General features: G+C 70.6%; 23 protein-coding genes and 1 tRNA gene. 15 read left to right on the forward strand and 9 right to left on the reverse strand.

Annotated elements, in window-relative coordinates; all coding sequences use genetic code 11:
* Window positions 1-112 precede the first annotated feature (112 nt).
* Both EDF47_RS06760 and phoU read right to left on the reverse strand, forming a co-directional pair.
* Window positions 113-661 carry an AAA family ATPase gene (locus EDF47_RS06760; protein ID WP_131921923.1) on the reverse strand — a complete coding sequence of 183 codons (549 nt, stop codon included), beginning with the start codon at window positions 659-661 and terminating at the stop codon, window positions 113-115.
* Window positions 662-706: 45 nt separating this feature from the next.
* Complete coding sequence (gene phoU, locus EDF47_RS06765) at window positions 707-1,375, reverse strand: phosphate signaling complex protein PhoU (protein WP_123293296.1); 669 nt, start codon at window positions 1,373-1,375, stop codon at window positions 707-709.
* A gap of 146 nt (window positions 1,376-1,521) precedes the next feature.
* Between phoU and EDF47_RS06770 the strand changes: the two genes are divergently transcribed.
* Window positions 1,522-2,688 (forward strand): ATP-binding protein, encoded by a 1,167-nt coding sequence (locus EDF47_RS06770; RefSeq protein WP_133937228.1) that lies wholly within the window; start codon window positions 1,522-1,524, stop codon window positions 2,686-2,688.
* A complete protein-coding gene (locus EDF47_RS06775; protein ID WP_111085241.1) occupies window positions 2,685-3,365 on the forward strand; it encodes a response regulator transcription factor in 681 nt (226 codons plus the stop codon). The genes EDF47_RS06770 and EDF47_RS06775 overlap by 4 nt, the downstream gene beginning before the upstream one ends.
* Window positions 3,366-3,449: 84 nt before the next feature.
* On the opposite strand, the gene EDF47_RS06780 is transcribed toward EDF47_RS06775, so the two are convergent.
* Window positions 3,450-3,968 carry a hypothetical protein gene (locus EDF47_RS06780; RefSeq protein WP_133937226.1) on the reverse strand — a complete coding sequence of 173 codons (519 nt, stop codon included), beginning with the start codon at window positions 3,966-3,968 and terminating at the stop codon, window positions 3,450-3,452.
* Between the two features lie 155 nt (window positions 3,969-4,123).
* Between EDF47_RS06780 and EDF47_RS06785 the strand changes: the two genes are divergently transcribed.
* Genes EDF47_RS06785 through rlmB form a run of 4 tightly spaced genes read left to right on the forward strand, consistent with a single transcriptional unit; the run spans window position 4,124 to window position 8,305 of the window.
* Window positions 4,124-4,606: a CarD family transcriptional regulator gene (locus EDF47_RS06785; RefSeq protein WP_017888066.1), complete on the forward strand. Its 483-nt coding sequence runs from the start codon at window positions 4,124-4,126 to the stop codon at window positions 4,604-4,606.
* 41 nt (window positions 4,607-4,647) lie between these two features.
* Window positions 4,648-5,838, forward strand: a complete 1,191-nt coding sequence (gene ispD, locus EDF47_RS06790; RefSeq protein ID WP_133937224.1) for a 2-C-methyl-D-erythritol 4-phosphate cytidylyltransferase — start codon at window positions 4,648-4,650, stop codon at window positions 5,836-5,838.
* 18 nt (window positions 5,839-5,856) lie between these two features.
* The gene (gene cysS / locus EDF47_RS06795) at window positions 5,857-7,266 is read left to right on the forward strand and encodes a cysteine--tRNA ligase (RefSeq protein WP_133937222.1); all 1,410 of its coding nucleotides are present in this window, start codon (window positions 5,857-5,859) and stop codon (window positions 7,264-7,266) included.
* A gap of 28 nt (window positions 7,267-7,294) precedes the next feature.
* Window positions 7,295-8,305: a 23S rRNA (guanosine(2251)-2'-O)-methyltransferase RlmB gene (rlmB, locus tag EDF47_RS06800; protein WP_123936859.1), complete on the forward strand. Its 1,011-nt coding sequence runs from the start codon at window positions 7,295-7,297 to the stop codon at window positions 8,303-8,305.
* Between the two features lie 441 nt (window positions 8,306-8,746).
* Here rlmB and EDF47_RS06805 read toward each other — a convergent pair whose 3' ends face one another.
* Together EDF47_RS06805 and ugpC are read right to left on the reverse strand one after the other, a co-directional pair.
* Complete coding sequence (locus EDF47_RS06805; RefSeq protein WP_123671506.1) at window positions 8,747-10,057, reverse strand: DUF4032 domain-containing protein; 1,311 nt, start codon at window positions 10,055-10,057, stop codon at window positions 8,747-8,749.
* Window positions 10,058-10,145: 88 nt separating this feature from the next.
* On the reverse strand, window positions 10,146-11,246 hold the full coding sequence (ugpC, locus tag EDF47_RS06810) for a sn-glycerol-3-phosphate ABC transporter ATP-binding protein UgpC (RefSeq protein ID WP_123293301.1): 1,101 nt from the start codon (window positions 11,244-11,246) through the stop codon (window positions 10,146-10,148).
* 264 nt (window positions 11,247-11,510) lie between these two features.
* Between ugpC and EDF47_RS06815 the strand changes: the two genes are divergently transcribed.
* A complete protein-coding gene (locus EDF47_RS06815) occupies window positions 11,511-12,461 on the forward strand; it encodes a thioredoxin domain-containing protein (RefSeq protein WP_133937220.1) in 951 nt (316 codons plus the stop codon).
* A 3-nt stretch (window positions 12,462-12,464) separates the two neighbouring features.
* Here the strand turns inward: EDF47_RS06815 and EDF47_RS06820 are convergent, their stop codons facing one another.
* Window positions 12,465-13,358 (reverse strand): neutral zinc metallopeptidase, encoded by an 894-nt coding sequence (locus tag EDF47_RS06820; RefSeq protein WP_133937218.1) that lies wholly within the window; start codon window positions 13,356-13,358, stop codon window positions 12,465-12,467.
* A gap of 112 nt (window positions 13,359-13,470) precedes the next feature.
* Here EDF47_RS06820 and EDF47_RS06825 point away from each other — a divergent pair, with 112 nt between their 5' ends.
* Window positions 13,471-14,613, forward strand: a complete 1,143-nt coding sequence (locus EDF47_RS06825; RefSeq protein ID WP_133937216.1) for a glycerol dehydrogenase — start codon at window positions 13,471-13,473, stop codon at window positions 14,611-14,613.
* Window positions 14,614-14,639: 26 nt separating this feature from the next.
* Here EDF47_RS06825 and EDF47_RS06830 read toward each other — a convergent pair whose 3' ends face one another.
* Window positions 14,640-15,374 carry an NAD(P)H-hydrate epimerase gene (locus EDF47_RS06830; protein WP_243834020.1) on the reverse strand — a complete coding sequence of 245 codons (735 nt, stop codon included), beginning with the start codon at window positions 15,372-15,374 and terminating at the stop codon, window positions 14,640-14,642.
* Here EDF47_RS06830 and EDF47_RS06835 point away from each other — a divergent pair.
* The 3 genes from EDF47_RS06835 (at window position 15,373) to EDF47_RS06845 (ending at window position 18,213) form a co-directional block, all read left to right on the forward strand.
* Window positions 15,373-16,152, forward strand: a complete 780-nt coding sequence (locus tag EDF47_RS06835; RefSeq protein ID WP_111085229.1) for an alpha/beta hydrolase — start codon at window positions 15,373-15,375, stop codon at window positions 16,150-16,152. The two genes, EDF47_RS06830 and EDF47_RS06835, sit on opposite strands and share 2 nt — an antisense overlap.
* A gap of 81 nt (window positions 16,153-16,233) precedes the next feature.
* Window positions 16,234-17,265 (forward strand): aldo/keto reductase, encoded by a 1,032-nt coding sequence (locus EDF47_RS06840; protein WP_133937214.1) that lies wholly within the window; start codon window positions 16,234-16,236, stop codon window positions 17,263-17,265.
* Window positions 17,266-17,505: 240 nt separating this feature from the next.
* The gene (locus EDF47_RS06845) at window positions 17,506-18,213 is read left to right on the forward strand and encodes a DUF3800 domain-containing protein (RefSeq protein ID WP_166673196.1); all 708 of its coding nucleotides are present in this window, start codon (window positions 17,506-17,508) and stop codon (window positions 18,211-18,213) included.
* 104 nt (window positions 18,214-18,317) lie between these two features.
* Here the strand turns inward: EDF47_RS06845 and EDF47_RS06850 are convergent.
* Both EDF47_RS06850 and msrB read right to left on the reverse strand, forming a co-directional pair.
* Window positions 18,318-18,393, reverse strand: a tRNA-Thr gene (locus tag EDF47_RS06850).
* Window positions 18,394-18,430: 37 nt separating this feature from the next.
* Window positions 18,431-18,838 (reverse strand): peptide-methionine (R)-S-oxide reductase MsrB, encoded by a 408-nt coding sequence (msrB, locus tag EDF47_RS06855; protein ID WP_123293306.1) that lies wholly within the window; start codon window positions 18,836-18,838, stop codon window positions 18,431-18,433.
* 65 nt (window positions 18,839-18,903) lie between these two features.
* Between msrB and EDF47_RS06860 the strand changes: the two genes are divergently transcribed.
* From EDF47_RS06860 to EDF47_RS06875, 4 genes are all read left to right on the forward strand, one after another.
* Entirely contained in the window at window positions 18,904-19,377 is a 474-nt protein-coding gene (locus tag EDF47_RS06860; protein WP_165901127.1) for a GNAT family N-acetyltransferase, read from the forward strand.
* Window positions 19,377-20,456, forward strand: a complete 1,080-nt coding sequence (locus tag EDF47_RS06865; protein ID WP_133985699.1) for a DUF2332 family protein — start codon at window positions 19,377-19,379, stop codon at window positions 20,454-20,456. The genes EDF47_RS06860 and EDF47_RS06865 overlap by 1 nt, the downstream gene beginning before the upstream one ends.
* 96 nt (window positions 20,457-20,552) lie before the next feature.
* Window positions 20,553-20,894, forward strand: a complete 342-nt coding sequence (locus EDF47_RS06870; protein WP_243834021.1) for a DUF3263 domain-containing protein — start codon at window positions 20,553-20,555, stop codon at window positions 20,892-20,894.
* Window positions 20,891-21,496, forward strand: coding sequence for a LytR C-terminal domain-containing protein (locus EDF47_RS06875; RefSeq protein ID WP_131877461.1), 606 nt, complete (start codon window positions 20,891-20,893; stop codon window positions 21,494-21,496). The genes EDF47_RS06870 and EDF47_RS06875 overlap by 4 nt, the downstream gene beginning before the upstream one ends.
* The last annotated feature ends 41 nt before the right edge of the window (window positions 21,497-21,537 follow it).

Consider the following 21,537-nt stretch of genomic DNA (forward strand, 5'->3'; position numbering starts at 1 on the left):
CAGTGTGCCGCGAACGTTCCGCCGACTCCTGTCGCTCTGCCGGGAGGAACGGATCACCGCGCCGACGACGTGTCGCTTCGGCGGGGCGGTCGGCTCCTCGAGCATCGGCTGGTCAGACGAAGTGCGACGCGATCTCCTGCACGAGGGCACCGACGTCGTAGGGCTTCGTCGTGTCGACGCGGACTACCGGGACGCCCGGCAGCCCGACCGGCTGCGCGTCGTCGCCGTGCTCGTCCCAGAAGGCCAGCACGCCGGCCAGGTCCCCGTGCACCTCGTGCCGCACCGGGACGGTGCCCGGGTCGTACCGGTCGTGCAGCCGATCTTCGGCGGCGGCGCGGTCCGTGTCGCACCACACCTCGACGGCGCGAGGCGACCCGGCGGACGCGAGCCCAGCCTCCAGGAGGTCGCGATCGCGTGACGGGAGCCAGACGGCGTCGAGGACGACCCCGTTCTCCACGGCCCGCGTCATCGACCACATGGTCTCCATCGCGATGCCACCGAGCGGACGCGACGCGATCATCGGCCCGACGATGTCGGCGAGGGGCTCCTTGATCCGGTCCTTCGACAGGAACGGGCAGCCGAGCACCTCGGCCAGCGCAGCGCCGATCGTGCTCTTGCCGGAACCGGGCATGCCGTTGACGATGATCGCGACCTGAGCCATGCCTCGATCCTCGCAGACCGCGCAACCGCGGTCAGACCACGGCGCTCAGACCGCGGCGGTCGAACTCGAGGCGCCGGTCCAGTCGCCGGTCGCCAGGTACTCGACCTTCTTGGCGATCGATACCGCGTGGTCCGCGAAGCGCTCGTGGTAGCGGGAGGCCAGGGTGGCGTCGACGGTGTCGATCGGCCCGCCCTTCCACGCCTCGCCGAGCACGAAGTCGAACACGCTCGCGTGCAGTTCGTCGACGGCGTCGTCCTCGTCGCGGATCTCCGCGGCCAGCGCGATGTCCTCGGTCGCGAGCAGCCGCGTGAGCTTCTGCGACATCGCGACGTCGTGCTTGCCCATCTCCTTGAAGGTGCCGCGGAGTCCCTTCGGCACGACCTTCTCGGGGAAGCGCTGGCGGGCGAGCTGCGCGATGTGCTCGGCCATGTCGCCCATGCGCTCGAGCGAGGAGCTCACGCGCAGGGCGGTGACGACGACGCGCAGGTCGCGGGCGACCGGAGCCTGGCGGGCCAGGATGTCGATGGCGATCTCGTCGAGGCTGTTGGCGGCCTCGTCGATCTTCTGGTCGTCCGCGATCACCTCCTCGGCGAGGGCGACGTCGGAGTCGCTGAAGGCCTGGGTGGCCCGGGTGATGGCGGACTCGACGAGTCCTGCGATCTCGGTCAGTCGCTCCTGGACGTCCTGGAGTTCCTGCTGGAAGACTTCGCGCATGGGGGAGTACCTCTCTCTGCGTACCGGACGAGTGTCGTCAGCCCAGGTGAACGAACGGTGACGTGGGGCTGAACGCTTCGCGATCCGGCCTTCCGGGACGGGTGAACGGTACCGGAACCCCGCATGACCATCCCTACACTGGCGGCATGGACAACGCGTGGCTCGTGCCACTGTCGATGCTCCTCGGCGGGGTCTTCGGCGCGGGCGTCGTGGTGCTGATCATCACCGCCGAGCGCACGGCTCGTGCAGCAGACGTGGCGGAACGCACCCTGCCGGACGGTGTCGCAGCGGTGATCGCGACGATGCACAACCCGGCGGTGGTCATCGACCCGTCGAACACGGTCGTGGCCGCATCGCCCCAGGCGCTGACCGTCGGGCTCGTCGTGCGGCGCCGGCTCGTGCACCAGGAACTCCTCGACCTGGTCGACCGGGTGCGCAAGAGCGGCGAGATGGGGGCGGAGGACCTCGAGCTCCCGCGCGGACGGCACGGGGAGCTCATCGGCTACCTCAGCTTCCGGGCCGCGCAGCTCGGCAACCGGTACGTCCTCATCACGGCCGACGACCTGACCGAGAGCCGGCGCATCGAAGAGGTCCGCCGTGACTTCGTCGCCAACATCTCGCACGAGCTGAAGACCCCGATCGGCGCCATCGGCCTGCTGTCCGAGACCCTCGTGATCGCGGCCGACGACCCGGAGCACGTCAAGAAGTTCGCGGCGCAGCTCATCACCGAGTCCGAGCGGCTCGGCGCCCTGACGAAGGACATCATCGAGCTGTCCCGGCTGCAGTCGGTCGACGCGTTGGAGAACAGCGAGGAGACCGGTGTCGACAAGATCGTGCAGGCAGCGATCGACGCGAACGAGGTCGTCGCGCGCGCCCGCTCGATCGAGATCATCCGGGCGAAGAAGTCGAAGCTCCGGGTGATGGGCGACCCGGGCCTGCTGCAGGTCGCCGTCTCGAACCTCATCGCCAACGCGGTGAAGTACTCGCCCGACGGCACCCGCGTCGGCGTGGGCGTCCGGTCCGCGAAGGGCTTCGTCGAGATCGCGATCACCGACCAGGGCGTCGGCATCCCCGAGGCCGACCTGGACCGCGTGTTCGAGCGGTTCTACCGTGTCGACCCGGCACGGTCACGGGCCACCGGCGGCACCGGCCTGGGGCTCGCCATCGTCAAGCACGTCGTCGGCAACCACGGCGGCGACGTCCGTGTCTGGTCGCAGCCCGGCAAGGGCTCGACCTTCACCATCCGCCTGCCCGAGGCGGACACCGAACTGACCACCGCACTCGAAGAGCAACTGGAAGAGCAGCCATCGTGACCAAGATCCTCATCGTCGACGACGAGCCGGCCCTGAGCGAGCCCCTGGAGTTCCTGCTGCAGCGTGAGGGGTACGAGACCTCCGTCGCGGCCGACGGCGTGACCGCGCTGTCGAAGTTCGACTCGGAGAACCCGGACCTGGTGCTCCTCGACCTCATGCTGCCGGGGCTCTCCGGCACCGAGGTCTGCCGCCAGATCCGGACCCGGTCGAACGCGCCGATCATCATGCTGACGGCGAAGGACTCCGAGGTCGACATCGTCGTCGGGCTCGAGCTCGGCGCGGACGACTACGTGACGAAGCCGTACTCGACGCGTGAGCTGCTGGCCCGCATCCGTGCCGTCCTGCGCCGCCGCACCGAGGACGACCCGGCGGACAGCGGGATCCTGCAGGTCGGCGGCATCCGGATGGACGTCGAGCGGCACACGGTGTCGGTGGACGGGTCGGAGACGGCGATGCCGCTCAAGGAGTTCGAGCTGCTCGAGTTGCTGCTCCGGAACGCCGGCCGGGTGCTCACCCGTGGGCAGCTCATCGACCGGGTGTGGGGCTCCGACTACTTCGGCGACACCAAGACGCTCGACGTGCACATCAAGCGCATCCGCTCGAAGATCGAGCGCGTGCCGTCCACCCCGGAGATCCTGGTGACGGTCCGCGGTCTCGGGTACCGCATCGAGGCCTGAGACGGACGGACAGGAGGCCCGGTGCGAGTCCCTGGGACTCGCACCGGGCCTCCTGTCTGACACGGTGGCGCTTGCGCGGAGCGGCTACTCGCCGTCCGTCGGCGTGGCCGACGGGGTCTCGACCGGCAGCGTGATCTGGCTGGACGGCTCGGGGGTCGAGGTCGGCGCGAGGGTTGCGTACTCCTCTTGCGAGGTGGTCAGCACCGGCACGTTGGCCGAGACGCCCTCGGCGTCGGGGTAGGAGAAGTACACCTTGACGAGCGAACCGGGCTTCGCGTCCGCGCTGTCGAAGTCGAGGGTGTCGTGCTGCGAGTCGTTCGCCAGGTCGACGTGCGAGTTCGCCGGCACCAGCACGGTCTCGGTGTCGCCACCGATCTCGACCGACACGGTGATGCCGTCGGTGTCGGAGTTGTTCACCAGCGTGCCGATGAACCGCGCACCCTCGCCGTCGTCCGAGATGAGGATGGCGTTCCGCACGTTGACCTTGCCGGTCGAGACGTTGACGCCGTCGGTGATCTGCTTGATGTCGACGGTGTGCGCGGGCGACATGAACTCGCACCCGGTGGCGCCCAGCGCGATGGTTGCCGCAACGGCGACGGACACGAGTACCCGAGCTCGCAAGAGATTCCTCCGTAAGTCGATGAGGACCAGACGGTCCCGCTCCATCTTAGCGATCACCGGGAAGGCCCAGTGCTGAGGGTCCCCTTACCCGAACACCCCTTGTGGTAAACTGGAAGTCTGGGAACGGAGCCTGATACATGCAATTCGAGGTCGGCGAGACCGTCGTCTACCCCCACCACGGGGCGGCAACCATCTCTGAAGTCAAGACGCGCGTCATCAAGGGCGAGGAAAAGGTCTACCTGAAACTGCGGGTCACGCAGGGTGACCTGACGATCGAGGTACCGGCGGACAACGTCGACCTGGTCGGAGTCCGCGACGTGATCGGCAAGGAAGGGCTCGACAAGGTGTTCGAGGTCCTCCGGGCGCCGTTCACCGAAGAACCCACCAACTGGTCGCGCCGGTACAAGGCGAACCTCGAGAAGCTCGCTTCCGGGGACGTCATCAAGGTCTCCGAGGTCGTCCGCGACCTCTGGCGACGCGATCAGGACCGCGGCCTGTCCGCGGGCGAGAAGCGGATGCTGGCCAAGGCGCGGCAGATCCTGATCTCCGAGTTGGCCCTGGCCGAGAAGACCGACGAGGACAAGGCATCGACCGTCCTCGACGAAGTCCTCGCGTCCTGAGCGCACTGCACACCACGACGACCGCACGGTTCCCCGAAGGGGTGGACCGGGCGGTCGTCGTCGTTGCAGCCGGGTCCGGAACCCGGCTCGGCATCGGCACCGCGAAGGCGTTCGTGCCCATCGCGGGGCAGCTCATGCTCGCGCGGGCGCTCGAGCCGCTGTTCACGTTGTCGGCTCCGACGCTGGTCGTCGTGGTCGCGCCGTCGACCCTGCTCGAGGACTGCCGTCAGGTGGTCGCCTCGGTCGCGGGCGCCGCGGTCGCGTACACGGCGGTGGTTCCGGGAGGCACGGATCGCCATGGTTCGGTCCAGGCCGGCCTGGGCGTGCTGCCGGACTCCGTCACCGCGGTGCTGGTGCACGATGCGGCGCGGTGCCTCACGCCGGCCGCGCAGTTCGACCGGGTGTTCGACGCGGTCGAGGGTTCGGTCGCGACCGGCACCGGTGACGGCGTCGTCCCCGCGCTCCCCGTCACCGACACGGTCAAGCGGGTGTCCGGCGACGTGGTCGTCGAGACCGTCGACCGGTCCGCGCTCGTCGGGGTCCAGACGCCGCAGGGCTTCCCGCTCGACGCACTCCGACGGGCGTACGCGGTGTCGACGCAGTCCGAGACCGACGACGCCGGCGTGTTCCAGGCGGCCGGTGGCACGGTGCGCTTCGTGCCGGGCGACGCCGATGCCTTCAAGATCACGACGCCGTGGGACCTCGGACGGGCAGAGTCGATCGTCCGGTCGCGCGCCACGGCCCCGGGCGACCCCGGTGCCTCGGCGGTCCGGCTCGGGCTGGGCGTCGACGTGCACGCGTTCGACGTCGAGTCGCCGTGCCGCGTCGGCCTGCTCGACTTCCCCGGCGAACCCGGCCTCTCCGGGCACAGCGACGGTGACGCCGTGGCACACGCGGTGTGCGACGCCCTGCTCTCCGCCGGTGGCCTCGGAGACATCGGCGGGACGTTCGGCACCGCCGACCCCGCCTACGCCGGTGCCGCGGGGGACGTCTTCATCCGCGGTGCCGTCGGGCTGCTCGCCGACGCCGGCCTCGTCCCCGTGTCGGTCACGGTGCAGGTCATCGGGAACCGGCCGCGCATCGGGGCCCGTCGTGCGGAGATGCAGGACGCCCTGTCCGCCGTCGTCGGTGCCCCCGTCGCGGTGTCCGGCACGACGACCGACGGCCTCGGGTTCACCGGCCGGGGCGAGGGGCTCGCCGCGATCGCCACGGCCGTCACCCGACCGGCCTGACGTCCTAGGCTTGGGATCGTGACCGTTCGCCTCTACGACTCCCGCGCCGCAGCCGTCGTCGACCTCGTCCCCCTGGTCGACGGACAGGTCAGCGTCTACGTCTGTGGTCCGACGGTGCAGTCGTCGCCGCACATCGGACACCTGCGCTCGGCCCTGGTCTACGACATCTGGCGCCGCTGGCTGACGTACCGCGGTCTGCGCGTCACCCTCGTGCGGAACGTCACCGACATCGACGACAAGGTGCTCGACCTGGCCGCCGGCACCGACGAAGCGTGGTTCGCCCGCGCCTACCGCGTCGAGCTCGAGTTCACCGCCGCGTACAACGCCCTCGGCATCCTGCCCCCGACTTACGAGCCGCGGGCAACAGCGAGCGTGCCGCAGATGCACGACATCATCACGAAGCTCATCGACCGCGGTCACGCCTACGTCGCCGCCGACGACTCGGGCGACGTCTACTTCGACACCGGCAGCTGGGAGTCCTACGGGGCACTCACCCGGCAGCGTCGCGAGGACATGGTCGAGGCCGCCGACGCCGACCCCCGTGGCAAGCTCGACGCCCGCGACTTCGCGCTCTGGAAGGGTGCGAAGCCCGGCGAGCCGTCGACCGCGTCGTGGGACTCCCCGTGGGGCCCCGGTCGTCCGGGCTGGCACATCGAGTGCTCCGCCATGTCGCGGCGGTACCTCGGTCCGGCGTTCGACATCCACGGCGGCGGACTCGACCTGCGGTTCCCGCACCACGAGAACGAGCTCGCGCAGTCCACCGCGGCGGGCGACCCGTTCGCGTCGTACTGGTTGCACAACGGGCTCGTCACGGTCGAGGGCCAGAAGATGTCCAAGTCGCTCGGCAACTCGATCTTCGCCGCCGACTTCCTGGCCGCTGCCCGTCCGGCCGTGGTGCGGTACTTCCTGGGCGCCGCGCACTACCGCTCCTCGATCGACCACCACGACGGCTCGTTGGCCGAGGCCGAGGCGGCCTACGACCGCATCGACGGGTTCCTGCAGCGGGCCGAGGTGCGGCTCGAAGGCGTGCACCTCGCCGACGCCCCCGCCGTGCCGGACGCCTTCGCTGCCGCGATGGACGACGACCTCGCAGTGCCCCAGGCGCTGGCCGTCCTGCACGAGACCGTGCGCACCGGCAACGCTGCCCTGGACGCCGACGATGCGGAAACGCTCGGGGTCGCGTACCATCAGGTGGCCGCCATGGTAGAGGTCCTCGGCATCGACCCGCGAGCCGCCCACTGGTCGGGGGGCGGTCAGGACACCTCGGCAGGCCCGCTCGCCGCTCTCGTCGAACGCCTCGTGCAGGAGCGCGCGGACGCCAGGGCAGCACGGGACTTCGCTGCGGCCGACCGCGTGCGCGACGACCTCGCCGCCGCGGGCATCACGATCGAGGACACGCCGTCCGGAACACGCTGGAGCATCGCCTGAACACGGCAGTGCCGAACAGGAGCTACGCATGAAGAACGTCTCGGGAAGCAAGAAGGGTCGGCCCGGCGCCGTCCGCACCGGTCGCAAGGGCAACAAGCAGGTCGGTTCCGGTGGTCAGGGTGCCCAGGCGCTCGAGGGTCGCAAGCCGACCCCGAAGGCCGAGGACCGGCCGTACCACCCCGCCGGCAAGCGCAAGGCGGCGAAGGACCGCTTCGAGGCAGCCAAGGGCCGTCACGGTTCCTCGAGCACCCCGCAGGGCCGCACCGGTCGCCCGCCGGCCCGGAAGACCGATGACTCCGAGCTCGTGACCGGACGCAACTCCGTGCTCGAGGCGCTGCGCACGAAGACCCCGTCGACGACGCTCTACATCGCGTCGCGCATCGAGGTCGACGACCGCGTCAAGGAGATCCTGACGCTCGCGAACCACCGCAGCGTGCCGATCATCGAGCTCATGCGCCCCGAGCTCGACCGCATCACCGGCCACGACAGCGTGCACCAGGGCGTCGCGCTCAAGGTGCCGGCGTACCAGTACGCCGTGTCCGAGGACATCGTCGAGCAGGCCTTCTCGCGCGACCAGGTCCCGCTGCTCGTCGCGCTCGACGGCATCACCGACCCCCGCAACCTCGGTGCGATCATCCGCTCGACCGCCGCGTTCGGCGGACACGGCGTCATCGTGCCGCAGCGTCGTTCGGTCGGCGTCACCGCGTCGGCGTGGAAGACCTCCGCCGGCGCCGCGGCCCGCACGCCCGTCGCGATGGCCCCGAACCTCACCCAGACGCTGAAGTCCCTCAAGTCGATGGGCCTGTTCGTCCTCGGTCTGGACGGCGACGGCGACGTGGAGCTCGACGGCCTCGCGCTCGCCGACCGCCCGATCGTGATCGTCGTCGGTTCCGAGGGCAAGGGCCTGTCGCGCCTGGTCACCGAGACCTGCGACGCCATCGTGTCGATCCCGATCTCGAGTGCGACCGAGTCCCTCAACGCCGGCATCGCCGCGAGCGTCACCCTGTGGGAGGTCGCCCGGCGCCGTCGCGCCGAGTAAGCCCCGGCGCTTCGTCCGCAGGAACGGTCGCCTCCCCTCGTGGGAGGCGGCCGTTCCTGCGTGCGGTGCCGGCCGGGTCAGGCCCGACGGGTCAGGACACGTCGGATGATGCCCGCCGTGTGGTCACGAGTCGTCGCTGCGCGACGCCGTAGGCGACGGTCCGTGGCCGGCCGACGTGCACCTGGCGGGGTGTCGTGACCGCTCGACGTCCAACGGCATCACCGGCGGTGCAGGCGTGACGGTCTGGAGGCGCGGCGCCGGTCTCCGGGACGCACGCCGGGCCTCCAGGCGGTCGCGTTCACGGACCCCGAACGGTCACGACATGTCGGCCGGTGTCCTCCGGGTGGTCGCGAGTCGTCGCTGCGCGACGCCGCCGGCGACGGTCTGTGACCAGTCGGCACCCACCCGGCGGGGTGTCGTGACCGACCGGGCCCGGGCGGGTCAGACGGTGGTGCGCCAGTCCTGGACGTCGGCGTCGTCGTCTGCGGGGTCGGCGTCGTCGACCACGGGGATCGGCAGCGTCATCGACGACGTCGGCGGGTTGATGAGCAGGCGCTCGTCGCGGCGGTGGCGCAGCACGTCGTTGATGTACGCCGTGGTGGCCTCGGGCAGCGAGACCGACCGCTCCTCTTCCTGCGACATGAACCAGCGGTGCTCGAGCAGTTCGTGGAAGACCTCCGCGGGTTCGAGGCGACCGCGCAGGTCACGGGGGATCGAGCGGACCACGGGTTCGAAGACCCGCGAGACCCACTCGTGCGCCACCATCTCCTCGTCGAGTTCGTCGCGGCCGTTGCGTGCGCGGTACGAGTCGAGGTCGTTGAGCAGGCGTCGGGCCTGGTTCTCGCCGGCGTCCAGGCCGGTCAGCCGCAGCAGGCGTCGCTGGTGGTGTCCGGCGTCGACGACCTTCGGCTGGATCCGCACCTGCGAACCGCCCTCGGTCGTGTGGATCGAGAGCTCCTCGATGTCGAAGCCGAGCTCGTTGAGCCGCTCGACGCGGTCGTTGATGCGCCAGCGCTCCTTGATGTCGAACTGCTCGGTGCCCGTGAGCTCGGTCCAGAGCGTCCGGTACTGCGCGACGATCCGGTTGGAGACGTCCACCGGGTCGGCGTTCTCGTCGAGACGCCCGCCGGCCTCGAGGTCGAGGAGCTCGCCGGCGATGTTCACGCGCGCGACCTCGAGGTCGTTCTCGCGCTGCCCGTTCGACAGCCCGCCGGGGTAGAGCTTGCCGGTCTCGGCGTCGACCAGGTACGCGGCGAACGAGCCCGCGTCGCGACGGAACAGCGTGTTCGAGAGCGACACGTCGCCCCAGTAGAAGCCGATGACGTGCAGCCGGACGAGCAGCAGCGCGAGGGCATCGACGAGACGGGTCGCGGTCTCCGGGCGCAGGGTCTGCGAGTACAGCGCGCGGTACGGCAGCGAGAAGCGCAGGTGCCGCGTCACGAGCACGGGGTGCAGCTGCTCACCGTCCGCGTCGACCCGACCGGTGATGACGGCGACTGGGTCGACGCACGGCACGTCCATGCGCTGCAGCGTGCGGAGCATCTCGTACTCGGAGCGCGCGATCTCCTCGCCGGTCTCCTTCACGGCGGCGACGTACCCACTCAGGTGCACGAAGCGCACCAGGTGCCGTGAGATGCCCTTCGGCAGCGCCACGATGGTCTCGTCCGGCCAGTCCGCCAGCGGCAGGTCCCACGGCAGGTCGAGCAGGCCGGGGTCGACGGTGGCTGCAGTGATGGACATCGAGTCGGGCACGGTGGATCCTTCGGTGTCGTGGGGGACAGCCGAGAGCCCGCGACCCGCCCTTGTGAGGCGGCGCGGGCTCTCGGGGAGTGCGCTTCGGTTACGCGCTGACGACGGCCTTGTCGTCCAGGCGCTCGCCCGACTCGGTGTCGAAGGCGTGCACGTGGCCCGACTTCGGCGTCACCACGATGGTGTCACCGATCGACGGGTGCGAACGGCCGTCCACGCGGGCGACGATGTCGACGCGCGTGCCCTTGACGTCGGCGTGACCGTAGAGGTAGCCGTCGGCGCCGAGTTCCTCGACCACGTCGACCGTCACCGGCAGGCCCTCGCCCGACTGCGCCACGACGACGTCCTCGGGGCGGATGCCCACGGTGATCTGGGCGGAACGCGCGTTGGAGAGCGTGTCGCGGTCGATCGCGTGGTTGAGCGTGCCGAACTTGATGCCGCCCTCGACGACGTCGGCCGGCAGCAGGTTCATCGCCGGCGAGCCGATGAAGCCCGCGACGAAGACGTTGTTCGGCTTCTCGTACAGGTCGCGCGGCGTGCCGACCTGCTGCAGGATGCCGTCCTTGAGCACCGCGATGCGGTCACCCATGGTCAGTGCCTCGGTCTGGTCGTGCGTGACGTAGACCGTGGTGACGCCGAGACGACGCTGGAGCGACGCGATCTGCGTACGGGTCTGGACGCGGAGCTTGGCGTCGAGGTTCGACAGTGGCTCGTCCATGAGGAACACCTGCGGCTGACGGACGATCGCACGGCCCATCGCGACGCGCTGACGCTGACCACCGGAGAGCGCCTTCGGCTTGCGGCCGAGGTAGTCCTCGAGGTCGAGGAGCTTCGCGGCTTCCTGCACGCGGGTGGCGCGCTCGTCCTTGCCGACACCGGCGATCTTGAGCGCGAAGCCCATGTTCTCGGCGACGGTCATGTGCGGGTACAGAGCGTAGTTCTGGAACACCATCGCGATGTCGCGGTCCTTCGGCGGGACGTCCGTGACGTCGCGGTCGCCGATGCGGATCTGACCGGAGTTGACCTCTTCGAGGCCGGCCAGCATGCGGAGCGAGGTGGACTTGCCACAACCCGAGGGGCCGACGAGGACGAGGAACTCGCCGTCGGCGACGTCCAGGTCGAGGGAGTCGACCGCGGGACGGTTGCCTCCGGGGTAGAGACGGGTTGCCTTGTCATAGGTGACGGACGCCATGAGCGTTCGGTCCTTTCTTCACCGGCAGGTACGTGCCGGACGATCCGAGTGAAGCGGTCAGCCCGCGAGGGCCCCGGATGGTCGTCGTCGACCATCGAGGTTCATACAACACGAGTTCTCGCGGGTGCGCCAGTGTTTTCCCCCTGGTCGGTCGGTTCCCAGAGCGTGGTTGGGTGGTTCCCAGAGCGGCCCACTACAATCGCCGGGTCCGTCCGCCGAGCGGGGGTAGGTCGTGCGGACGCCGATCAGGAGGACGACGCACCGATGACCAACCGCCCCGAGGGTGACGCCCGCGCCGCGCGGAACGAGCGCCGCGAAGCCGCCCGACAGCGAGCGCAGCGCCACAGGACACAGCAGAAGCGCCGCCAGCGCGGAACCCGGCTCGGACTCCAGATCGGACTCGGTGTCGTCCTGCTCGCAGCGGCCGCCGTCGTCACGCTCGTCCTGGTCGACTCCGTGAAGCCAGCAGGCCCCGGGCCCTCGACCATGTCTCAGGGCGGCATCACCCTCGGCGAGGGGCTCAAGCCCGTGACCGCGTCGAGCAGTGCGTCGCCGAGCGCCTCGGCGACCGCTGGTGCGGGCACGGTGCGCATCACGCTGTACGTCGACTACCTCTGCCCGACCTGCGGCGAGTTCGAACAGGCCAACGGCGACTACATCGAGAGCCTCGTCGACTCCGGCGCCGCCACCGTCGACATCCACCCGCTCGCGGTCCTGTCGAACCGGTCGCAGGGCACCAAGTACTCACTGCGCGCCGCGAACGCCGCGGCCTGCGTCGCCGAGCACTCGCCGGACCAGTTCTACGCGGTCAACAAGGCGCTCTACGCCGAGCAGCCGGAAGAGGGCACCCCCGGCCTGACCGACGCGCAGCTCACCAAGGTCGTCACCGGGGTCGCCGGCCTGCAGGACCGCCGGGCCGTCACGAGCTGCATCGCCGACCAGGACTACAGCAAGTGGGTCGACGAGCAGACAACCACGGTGTCCGGCGGCGACATCCCCGGGTCGACCCTGAGCGACTTCCCCGGCACGCCGCTGGTGCTCGTCAACGGGCAGCAGTACGAGCTCACGTCGCCGATCACGAACGACGACTTCCGCACCTTCGTGGTCACCGCGGCCGGTGCCACCGAGGCGACGCTCACCCCGACCCCCACGCCGAGCGCGACGCCGTCCCGCACGCGGAGCGCGACCCCGACGCCCACACCGACGAAGGGCTGATCGCTACAGCGACGAACCGGGGACGCTGAACGTGTCGCAGCTCGTCGCGCCCTGCTGGTAGCCGCGGACGAACCACTTCTGGCGCTGCTCACTCGAGCCGTGCGTGAACGAGTCGGGGTCGACCCGGCCGCTCGAGCGCTCCTGGATGCTGTCGTCGCCCACGGCGCTCGCGGCGGACAGGGCGTCGGCGATCTCGGACCGGCTGATCGGCTCGAAGAAGGTCTCGCCGTTCGCGTCCTCGGTGTTCGCCGCGTCGCCGACCCAGGCGCCGGCGTAGCAGTCGGCCTGCAGCTCGACGCGGACACTGCCGGACGACGCCCCGGTGCCTGAGCGGTCCGTGCTCGCGAAGGCACCCTGCAGCTGCTGGATGTGGTGGCCCCACTCGTGCGCGACGACGTACATCTGCGCGAGCGGCCCGCCCGACGACCCGTACTTCGACTGCAGGTCGTCGTAGAACGCGGTGTCGAGGTAGATCGCGCGATCCGGCGGGCAGTAGAAGGGCCCGGTGGCGGCGGACGCCTGACCGCACGACGTGTCGGTCGAGCCGTCGAACAGGAAGAAGTCCGGCGCCGTGTACGAGATCCCGAGCTTCCGGGCCTCGGCCGTCCAGTAGCCGTCGAGTGACTCGGCGGCGCCCTCCATCCGGCACTCGACCTTGAGGTTGGCGTCACGGCCGGTGCGGCACTCCGGGGCGGCGTCGACCGGCTGGTCCTGCTGCTGGATCTGCGTCGTGCCGCTGCCGCCGCCGACGAACCCGCTGAGGTCGACGCCCGTGAACTGCGCGATCAGGAAGACGACGATCGCCGTGACGCCGACGGCACCGCCGCCGACCGCGGCCGTCCGACCCCGGCGCTTCACCCTGCCGCCCTTGAGCTGCGAATCGTCGTTGAACGTCATGCCCCCGAATGTACGGCCCACGGGACTCGCACGCCGCACGCATGCCCCGCGCGTACCGTCTGGGACGTCGGCGACCCCGACACGTGTCGTACAACCGGAAGGAACCGCAACCATGGCCACTCCCATCAGCACCGTGATGAGCCCCGCCCGCTACGTGCAGGGCAAGGACGCGATCACCCGCGTCGGCGAGTTCATTGCCCCCATCGGCAAGCGCCCCCTGATCGTCGCCGACGACGTCGTGTGGGGCATCGTCGAGGCCGCGGTGACGAAGAGCTTCCAGGCGGCCGACCTGCGGGTCGAGCGGGTCGGCTTCGGTCGCTTCGCGACGCCGAAGGCGGTCGACGACCTCGTCGAGCAGATCCGGTCGACCGAGGCGGACGTCATCGTCGGGCTCGGCGGCGGTTCGGCGATCGACGCGGCCAAGGCCTCCGGGCACCTGGCCGGCATCCGCTGGGCGAGCGTCCCGACGGCGGCGAGCACCGACGCCCCGACCTCGGCGCTCGCGGTGATCTACTCCGAGGAAGGGGAGTTCATCGAGTACCGGTTCTTCCCGCACAACCCCGACCTCGTCCTCATCGACACGAAGCTCGTCGCGAACGCTCCCGTCCAGTTCCTGGTCGCGGGCATCGGCGACGCCCTGGCCACCTGGGTCGAGGCCCGTGCCGCCAAGCGTGCGAACGCCGACACCATGGCCGGCGGGCTGCAGACCGAGGCCGGCGTCGCGCTCGCCGAGCTGTCCTGGAAGCTGCTGCACGAGAACGCCCTGCAGGCCATCGAGGCCGTGAAGGCCGGGGTCGTGACGCCCGCGCTCGAGAAGGTCGTCGAGGCGAACACCCTGCTGTCGGGCCTCGGGTTCGAGTCCGGCGGACTGGCGGCAGCGCACGCGATCCACAACGGCCTGACCGCCGCTCCGCAGGCGCACGGTCTGGCGCACGGGCAGAAGGTCAACATCGGCACAATCGCGCAGCTCGTGCTCGAGGGTGCACCGGCCGAGGAGATCGAGGACTTCGTCGTCTTCACCACGAAGGTCGGCCTGCCGAACACCCTGACCGAGATCGGCCTGACCGTCGACGACACGACGGAACTCCGCGCCGTGGCCGAGGCCGCGACCGTCGAGGGCGAGACCATCCACAACATGCCGTTCCCGGTCACGCCGGAACTCGTGGTGGACGCGCTCATCGCCGTCGAGGGCATCGCGCGGAGCATCCGCGCCGAGCACGGTCTGCCGGAGCCGGTCCTGTACCAGCACCACTGAGGGACTGCTGCGCTGACGGATCGGGGTCAGGTGCGGACCAGCGGCTCCATCGTCGCCAGGTCCGCACCGATCCCGACGTCCACCAGCTCGATCCGTCCCGCGAGGGTGGCGGCGGGCCCCGTCAGCAGCCCGGCCTTCACCCCGCCGAACGTGACCGTGACGTCGGCGTGCAGGACGTGGTCGTCCGCGATCCCGCCGGTGTCGACGTCGATGCCGCTCGGCACGTCGACGGCGACGACGAACGGTGCACGCTGGTCGCGGGCGAGTTCACGGACGGCGTCGACGACCTCGCGGGCGGGGGAGCGGAGGGCCGCAGGCCCCCGCACCCCGATCCCGAGGATCGCGTCGAGCACCAGGTCGGCGTCGAGTGCCGCGTCCGTCACCGCAGCCTCGGGTCCGGCCGGGTCGTCCAGGAAGCGCGCCCCGGCGTCCAGCGCCGCTGCCAGGCCCGCCTCGTGCACGCGTGAGCCGACGCGCAGGACTGCCACGTGCCTCCCGGCCGTCGCCAGCCGCGCACCCGCGAACAGGGCGTCTCCACCGTTGTCGCCGCTGCCCACCAGCAGCAGGACGGACCCCGGTCCGTCGCCCGGCCGGACGGCCGGGTCGTCGAGCAGGTCGCCGACGATGCGGGCCAGCCCGTCGGCCGCTCGTTGCATGAGGGCTTCACCCGCGTCGAGGTGTGGCCGCTCTGCCGCCCGGATCTGGTCACCGCCGTAGCCGTCCATGGCGACCACAGTGCCCCGGTACCCTGGAGGGGACATGTCACTCGTCCCCGAAGCGCCCCGTCCCCGCATCGTGATGTCGCCCGACGGCCTCCGGATCGCGACCTACGACTTCGGCGATCCCGACGCCCCTGCGGTCGTCGCGGTGCACGGGTTCGCCTCCGGTGCGGTGCTGAACTGGCACGCCTCCGGTTGGACCCGCGACCTCGTCCGCGCCGGGTACCGCGTGCTGGCGTTCGACCAGCGCGGGCACGGCGCGAGCGCGAAGCCGCGCGACCCCGGTGCGTACTCGATGGACCTGCTCGTGGCGGACGTCACCACCGTGATCGACACGTACCTGCTCGACGAGGTGGCGTTCCTCGGGTACTCGCTCGGTGCACGCGTCGGGTGGCACACCGCCGAGCGGCTGCCGGACCGCATCACCCGCGCGGTGTTCGGCGGGATCCCCGACGCCGACCCGATGCGCCGCGTGCGGGTCGACCAGGCGAAGGCGTACCTGGCGGACGGCACACCGATCGAGGACCGCGTGACGAACGGCTACCTGACCATGGCGGGGAACGTCGAGGGGAACGACCTCGCGGCGCTCGTGGCGATGGTCGAGGGGATGCGGAACAGCATCGAGCCGACGCCCGACAACGCCCCCGCGCAGCCGATCCTGATGGCCGCCGGCAGCGAGGACGGCATCCGCGACAGCGCCGTGCGGTTGGCGCAGGCGGCCCCGGACGCGTCGTTCTTCGAGATCCCGGGGCGCAACCACTTCAACGCACCGACGTCACGGGCGTTCCGCGAAGCCGCGCTGGCGTTCCTGCGTTCCTGACCGCGGCGCGTTGTCCGCCCCGCGCTGAGGGGTACTCGTAGGTCCTCGCTGTCGCCGGACACCGCGCGTACCGTCCCCGCCATGGACTACAGACTCCTCGGCAACAGCGGGACATCGGTGTCGACGCTGACCCTCGGCACCATGACGTTCGGCAGCGAAGCCGACGAACCCACCTCCCACACCATCATCGACACGTTCGTCGCGGCCGGCGGCACCCTGATCGACACGGCCGACGTCTACTCGGGCAACGAGTCCGAGCGGATCATCGGCCGCTGGCTCGCGGCGCACCCCACCGAGGCGCAGCAGGTCGTCCTCGCCACCAAGGGCCGCTTCCCGCAGGGTGACGGTCCGAACGACGTCGGCCTGTCGCGCCGGCACCTCCGGGTCGCGCTCGACGCCTCGCTCGAGCGCCTCGGCGTCGACCACATCGACCTGTACCAGATGCACGCCTGGGACGCCCTGACGCCGATCGAGGAGACGCTCCGGTTCCTCGACGACGCGGTCTCCGCCGGCAAGATCGGCTCGTACGGGTTCTCGAACTACCTCGGCTACCAGATCACGAAGGCCGTGTACGAGGCGAAGGCGCACGGGTGGGCCCCGCCGGTCACCCTGCAGCCGCAGTACAACCTGCTCGTCCGCGACATCGAGCACGAGATCGTCCCCGCCAGCCTCGACGCCGGGATCGGCCTGCTGCCCTGGTCGCCCCTGGCCGGCGGCTGGCTGTCCGGCAAGTACCAGCGCGACGAAGCGCCCACCGGCTCCACCCGCCTCGGCGAGAACCCGTCGCGCGGCATGGAGGCTTGGGAAGCACGGAACGGTGACGAGCGCACCTGGGCCGTCCTCGACGCGGTGTCCGCGGTTGCAGACGCGCACGGCGCTTCGCGGTCGCAGGTCGCCCTCGCTTGGCTGCTCGCCCGGCCGGCGGTGACGAGCGTGATCCTCGGCGCCCGGACCGTGTCCCAGCTCGAGGACAACCTCGGTGCGGCCGACCTCGTGCTGACCGACGCGGAGCTCGCGCAGCTCACCGACGCCAGCGCGCCGCGCATCGACGACTACCCGTACGGCACCGCGGGCGTCGCACAGCGGGGGCGCAAGATCACCGGCGGGCGCTGAAGATCCGTGCACGTTCGTGCGGATTCGCGCTGATGTGGGCTCCGAGTGTGGACGCACGGTTCGGTGAGGTGTCATCCTCTTCGCACGACCGGCTGGTTACCGTGTCCAGCGCCCGGAACACTCCCTGATCCGTGTTCCACACGCGCCGATGCCCCGGATGAGTGATCACCCGGGGCATCGTTCCGTGCTCGGCAGTGCGTCGCGATCCCCGCCGCGCATCGTGTACGGCAGTATTCCAGCGTGCTGCTCTGTTTCGTCGACGAATCGTTCAAACCGGACCTCTACGGGTTCGGCGCCGTGATGGCGGATGCCTCGCAGACCCGCTGGCTCACGCAACGCATGCACGAGATCGTCGCCGCGCTCCAGGAGTACGGCGTCGAGCCGCAGACGGAGCTCCACGCCCATCCGATCTTCCACGGAAAGGGAGCATGGAGCGGGGTGCCTCCGCGCGTGCGCGTGAAGGTGTTCCTCGACGTCGTCGAAGCCGTTGTTGCCTCCGGCGCGACCGTGTTGCTCCGCGGCGCTCGGCTGGAGCAACTCCGCCGTTACCAGGACACGCGTGGGTTCCGCGATCGGCACACTCCGGAGCAGGTTGCCTTCCAGCACCTGCTGCAACGGGTGGACAGGAGGGCCGGCGACCTGGAGATGCATGCCCTGGTCATCGCGGATGAACGGTCGGATCGGGACCGTCATCGTGAGCGCTTCGCGGTGTACCAGGCCTACGGGACCCCGGGAACGTACATGCAAACCCGGCTTGAACGGCTTCTCGACACGGTGCACTTCGCGCCGAGCCACTACTCGAGGATGCTGCAGGTCGCTGATCTCGTCGCGTTCGTCTGGTTGCGGTCCCAGACCGTCGACGAACGGGATCATCGTCAGGCGCGGGTCCTCTCTGCACTCGTCTCGGACATCGAGAGCTGCGCGTACAGCGCGGGGGTCTGGCCCTGACGAGTGCGGAGTGGGAGAAGCCCCGGACGCACGACAGCCCCGCTCGCGGCGGGGCTGAAGGCGGTGCGGGCGGCGAAGAGGTCGCGGCCTGCGAATCCAGTATATGGGGCCGGCAGCGGGACTTGAACCCGCAACCCCCGTATTACAAGTACGGTGCGCTACCAATTGCGCCATGCCGGCTGACGCCGCTCATCTTACCGGTGAGGGCGTCGAGGTCTCACTCGGCCGGCTTCTCCGCGAAGTTCAGCGAGATCGAGTTCATGCAGTACCGGTCGCCGGTGGGGGTGCCGAAGCCGTCGGGGAACACGTGGCCCAGGTGCGAACCGCAGTTCGCGCAACGGACCTCGGTGCGCACCATGCCGAGCGACTTGTCGTCGATCAGCTGCACGGCGTCGGGGTTCACCGACTCGTAGAACGACGGCCAGCCGCAGCCGGAGTCGAACTTCGTGCCGCTCTTGAACAGTTCTGCGTTGCAGGCCGCACAGGTGTAGACGCCGGCACGCTCCTCGTCGAGGAGTTCACCGGTCCACGGCCGTTCGGTCCCCGCCTGACGCAGGACGGCGTACTGGTCCGGGGAGAGGTCCTCGCGCCACTGGGCGTCGGACTTGTCGACGTTGTATGCCATTGTTTCCTCCTGCTTCCGGTCGGGTTCTTCCGGGCACTCCCGACCACTTCAGTAAACTCGCGACGATGTCCGAGCATTCCGTGCACCACGCCCGCTGGACCCGACTGACGACGGACGAACTGTACGGCATCGTGGTGCTCCGGAACCGCGTCTTCGCACTCGAACAACGGGTGACGGCCGAGGACTTCGACGGCCGTGACCGCGAGCCCGAGACCGAGCACTGGTGGTTCGGTACGGACACCGAAGCGGTTGGGTACCTGCGCCTGATCCGACCGGCTGCCGACGAGGAACACCCGGCGGACGCACCGCCGCCGTCCTGGGTGATCGGCCGGGTCGCGACGCACCCCGACCACCGTGGGCAGGGCATCGCTGGCCGGCTCGTCGCCGCCGTGCTCGCGGCCCACGGGCACGAACCCGTCGTCCTGCACGCCCAGGAGTACGTCGCTGCGCTCTACGAACGCCACGGCTTCGTCCGGTTCGGGACGCCCTACGACGAAGCCGGCATCCGGCACGTCGGCATGCACCGCCCGGGGCGCTGATGGACACCCTCGGCCGGTACGCCGCCTACGCCGACCGCATCGAGGCCGTGTCGCCGTCCTACGCCGCCTGGGCGCGGTCGCTGGACCACTCGCTGGTCGCGCTCCTCGACGAGGTCGCCGAGCAGCAGCGGCAGCCGGAACTCTTCTTCGCGGTCGCGCGGCGGCTCGGCGCGGATCCGTCGGACCCCGGTGCGCTGCGCGCGATCGGTCGGGAGGCCCGCCCCGCCCTGGTCACGGCCCTCGCCTCCGCCACGGTGCAGGCCAACGACCCGCGGCGGCTCGGTCCCGTCGTCCCGCTGTTCGCGGCGCTCGCCGAGCGGGCCTCGCGGCCGCTCGGGTTGGTGGACGCAGGGGGCGCCGCCGGGCTCTGTTCGATCCCGGACCGGGTCACGCTCGACCACCGGAAGTCGGAGTCCCGGGTGCCGGCGGATCGCGCCCCGGTGCTGTCGTCGCGCCCCGACTCCTCGGGGCGCGACGACCACAGCGGGGTGCGCACCGAGCTCGTCCGGATGCACACGGCGGTCGACGAACCCGCGGTCCGTCTCGTCGTCGAGGCCTCGGGGACGGTGCCGGCTCCGGCCCGCGCGCCGATCCGCGTCGGTGCGCGGGTGCTGCTCGACCCGAACCCGATCGACCTCGCCGTACCGGGCGCGTTCGACCGTCTGGTCGAAGCGGTCCCACCAGAGGCCCTGGACCGGACCGCCCTGATGCGCGAGGCGGCGCGCGCGACGCTCGCCGTGCCTCCCGTGCGGATCCGGGGCACGCTGCCGGGCGACCTCGACCGCGCACTGGACGCCCTGCCGGACGACGTGGAGCCGGTCGTGCTGACCACCGGCACCCTGGTCTACGTGCCGGGTGCCGAGCGCCAGCGGTTCGTGGACCGCGTCCGCGAACGCGGCGTGCACTGGATCGCGCTCGAACGCACCGGGATCCTGCGCGGTGTGGCGGCGACGCCGCCCGACGACGTCGACGCGGCGGATCCGGACGCCTTCGCCACGGCCTCGATCGACGGCACCGCGGTCGCCGTCTCGGACCCGTTCGGCACGCGTGTGCGCTGGTTCCGCGACCTGAACCTGTGACCGGTGTTCGCGACAGTCCAGCGCCGTGCCAGGGTCCGGATGCTCTCCGCCCCTACGATGTGCGAGACCCGTTACCCGACCGTGATCGGAACCGCCGTGACCAGCTCCACCGACGAGCACCGCGCTGACGAGCGCCGCGCTGACGAGCGCCGCGCTGACCAGCTCAGCGAGCTCGCGCAGCGTGTGCTGTCGTTCGAGCACGACCGGGCACGGCACGACCGCACGAAGGAAGCGGAGATCCGGGTCGAGTTCGAGATGTCGGCGGCGCGCTACTACCAGGTGCTGAACCGCGTGATCGACTCGCCCGCGGCACTCGCGTACGACCCGCAGCTCGTCACCAGGCTGCAGCGGCTCCGGCACGCGCGCACCAGCGCCCGGGCGACGCGCAGCTTCGTCGCGCCCGGTGCCGCTCCCGAAGGACGTGAAGAGGAACGATGAGCACCAGATTCCCCCGTGACCGGTTCGACGACGTCGCCGACGGCCCCCGGGTCGGCGCACACCGCGGTGCCCAGCGCCGCGGCCGTGGCTGGATCGCGTTCGCCTGGGCGGCACTCGCCACCGGTGTGCTCGTCGGCATCGGCGTGCTCGTCCTCGCGCTCCTGAACGGCAGCTACTCGTTCAGCGGCTCGGACTCGCCCTCGGCGTCGTCGAGCTCGTCGGCCACGTCGAAGCCGTCCGCGTCCGCCACCTCGAAGCCCTCGGCGTCGTCGTCGGCCGGGTCGGGTGCCGACTCCGGAGCCGCTGCCGCGACGCCGGCACAGCAGGGCACGACCACCGTCGTCGTCCTGAACGGCACGACGACCACCGGTCTCGCCGCCCGCGCCAGCGCCACGCTGACCGGTGCCGGCTGGCAGGTCGCCTCGACCGGGGACGCCGGCACGACCGGGTCGACCTCGACCGTCGTGTACTACCAGCAGGCCGCACAGGCGGCGGTCGCGCAGGGCATCGCGAAGCAGCTCGGGGTCACAGCCGTGCAGCAGTCGGCAGCGTTCCCGAACGCCGACGTGAGCGTCGTGCTCGGGGCCGACTACACCGGCTGATCCGCATTCCGCGGGCGCTTTCCACCCGCATTTGTGACGGT

Source organism: Curtobacterium sp. PhB190, from assembly GCF_004365385.1.
GTDB lineage: Bacteria > Actinomycetota > Actinomycetes > Actinomycetales > Microbacteriaceae > Curtobacterium.

Coding starts and splice junctions, on each gene's coding strand:
- EDF47_RS06860 (WP_165901127.1), top strand. CDS start 18,904: ATGTCCGAGCATTCCGTGCACCACGCCCGCTGGACCCGACTGACGACG.
- ugpC (WP_123293301.1), bottom strand. CDS start 11,246: ATGGCGTCCGTCACCTATGACAAGGCAACCCGTCTCTACCCCGGAGGC.
- phoU (WP_123293296.1), bottom strand. CDS start 1,375: ATGCGCGAAGTCTTCCAGCAGGAACTCCAGGACGTCCAGGAGCGACTG.
- EDF47_RS06875 (WP_131877461.1), top strand. CDS start 20,891: ATGAGCACCAGATTCCCCCGTGACCGGTTCGACGACGTCGCCGACGGC.
- EDF47_RS06840 (WP_133937214.1), top strand. CDS start 16,234: ATGGACTACAGACTCCTCGGCAACAGCGGGACATCGGTGTCGACGCTG.
- EDF47_RS06770 (WP_133937228.1), top strand. CDS start 1,522: ATGGACAACGCGTGGCTCGTGCCACTGTCGATGCTCCTCGGCGGGGTC.
- EDF47_RS06865 (WP_133985699.1), top strand. CDS start 19,377: ATGGACACCCTCGGCCGGTACGCCGCCTACGCCGACCGCATCGAGGCC.
- EDF47_RS06820 (WP_133937218.1), bottom strand. CDS start 13,358: ATGACGTTCAACGACGATTCGCAGCTCAAGGGCGGCAGGGTGAAGCGC.
- EDF47_RS06835 (WP_111085229.1), top strand. CDS start 15,373: ATGTCACTCGTCCCCGAAGCGCCCCGTCCCCGCATCGTGATGTCGCCC.
- rlmB (WP_123936859.1), top strand. CDS start 7,295: ATGAAGAACGTCTCGGGAAGCAAGAAGGGTCGGCCCGGCGCCGTCCGC.
- EDF47_RS06825 (WP_133937216.1), top strand. CDS start 13,471: ATGGCCACTCCCATCAGCACCGTGATGAGCCCCGCCCGCTACGTGCAG.
- EDF47_RS06785 (WP_017888066.1), top strand. CDS start 4,124: ATGCAATTCGAGGTCGGCGAGACCGTCGTCTACCCCCACCACGGGGCG.
- EDF47_RS06830 (WP_243834020.1), bottom strand. CDS start 15,374: ATGTCCCCTCCAGGGTACCGGGGCACTGTGGTCGCCATGGACGGCTAC.
- msrB (WP_123293306.1), bottom strand. CDS start 18,838: ATGGCATACAACGTCGACAAGTCCGACGCCCAGTGGCGCGAGGACCTC.
- EDF47_RS06815 (WP_133937220.1), top strand. CDS start 11,511: ATGACCAACCGCCCCGAGGGTGACGCCCGCGCCGCGCGGAACGAGCGC.
- EDF47_RS06760 (WP_131921923.1), bottom strand. CDS start 661: ATGGCTCAGGTCGCGATCATCGTCAACGGCATGCCCGGTTCCGGCAAG.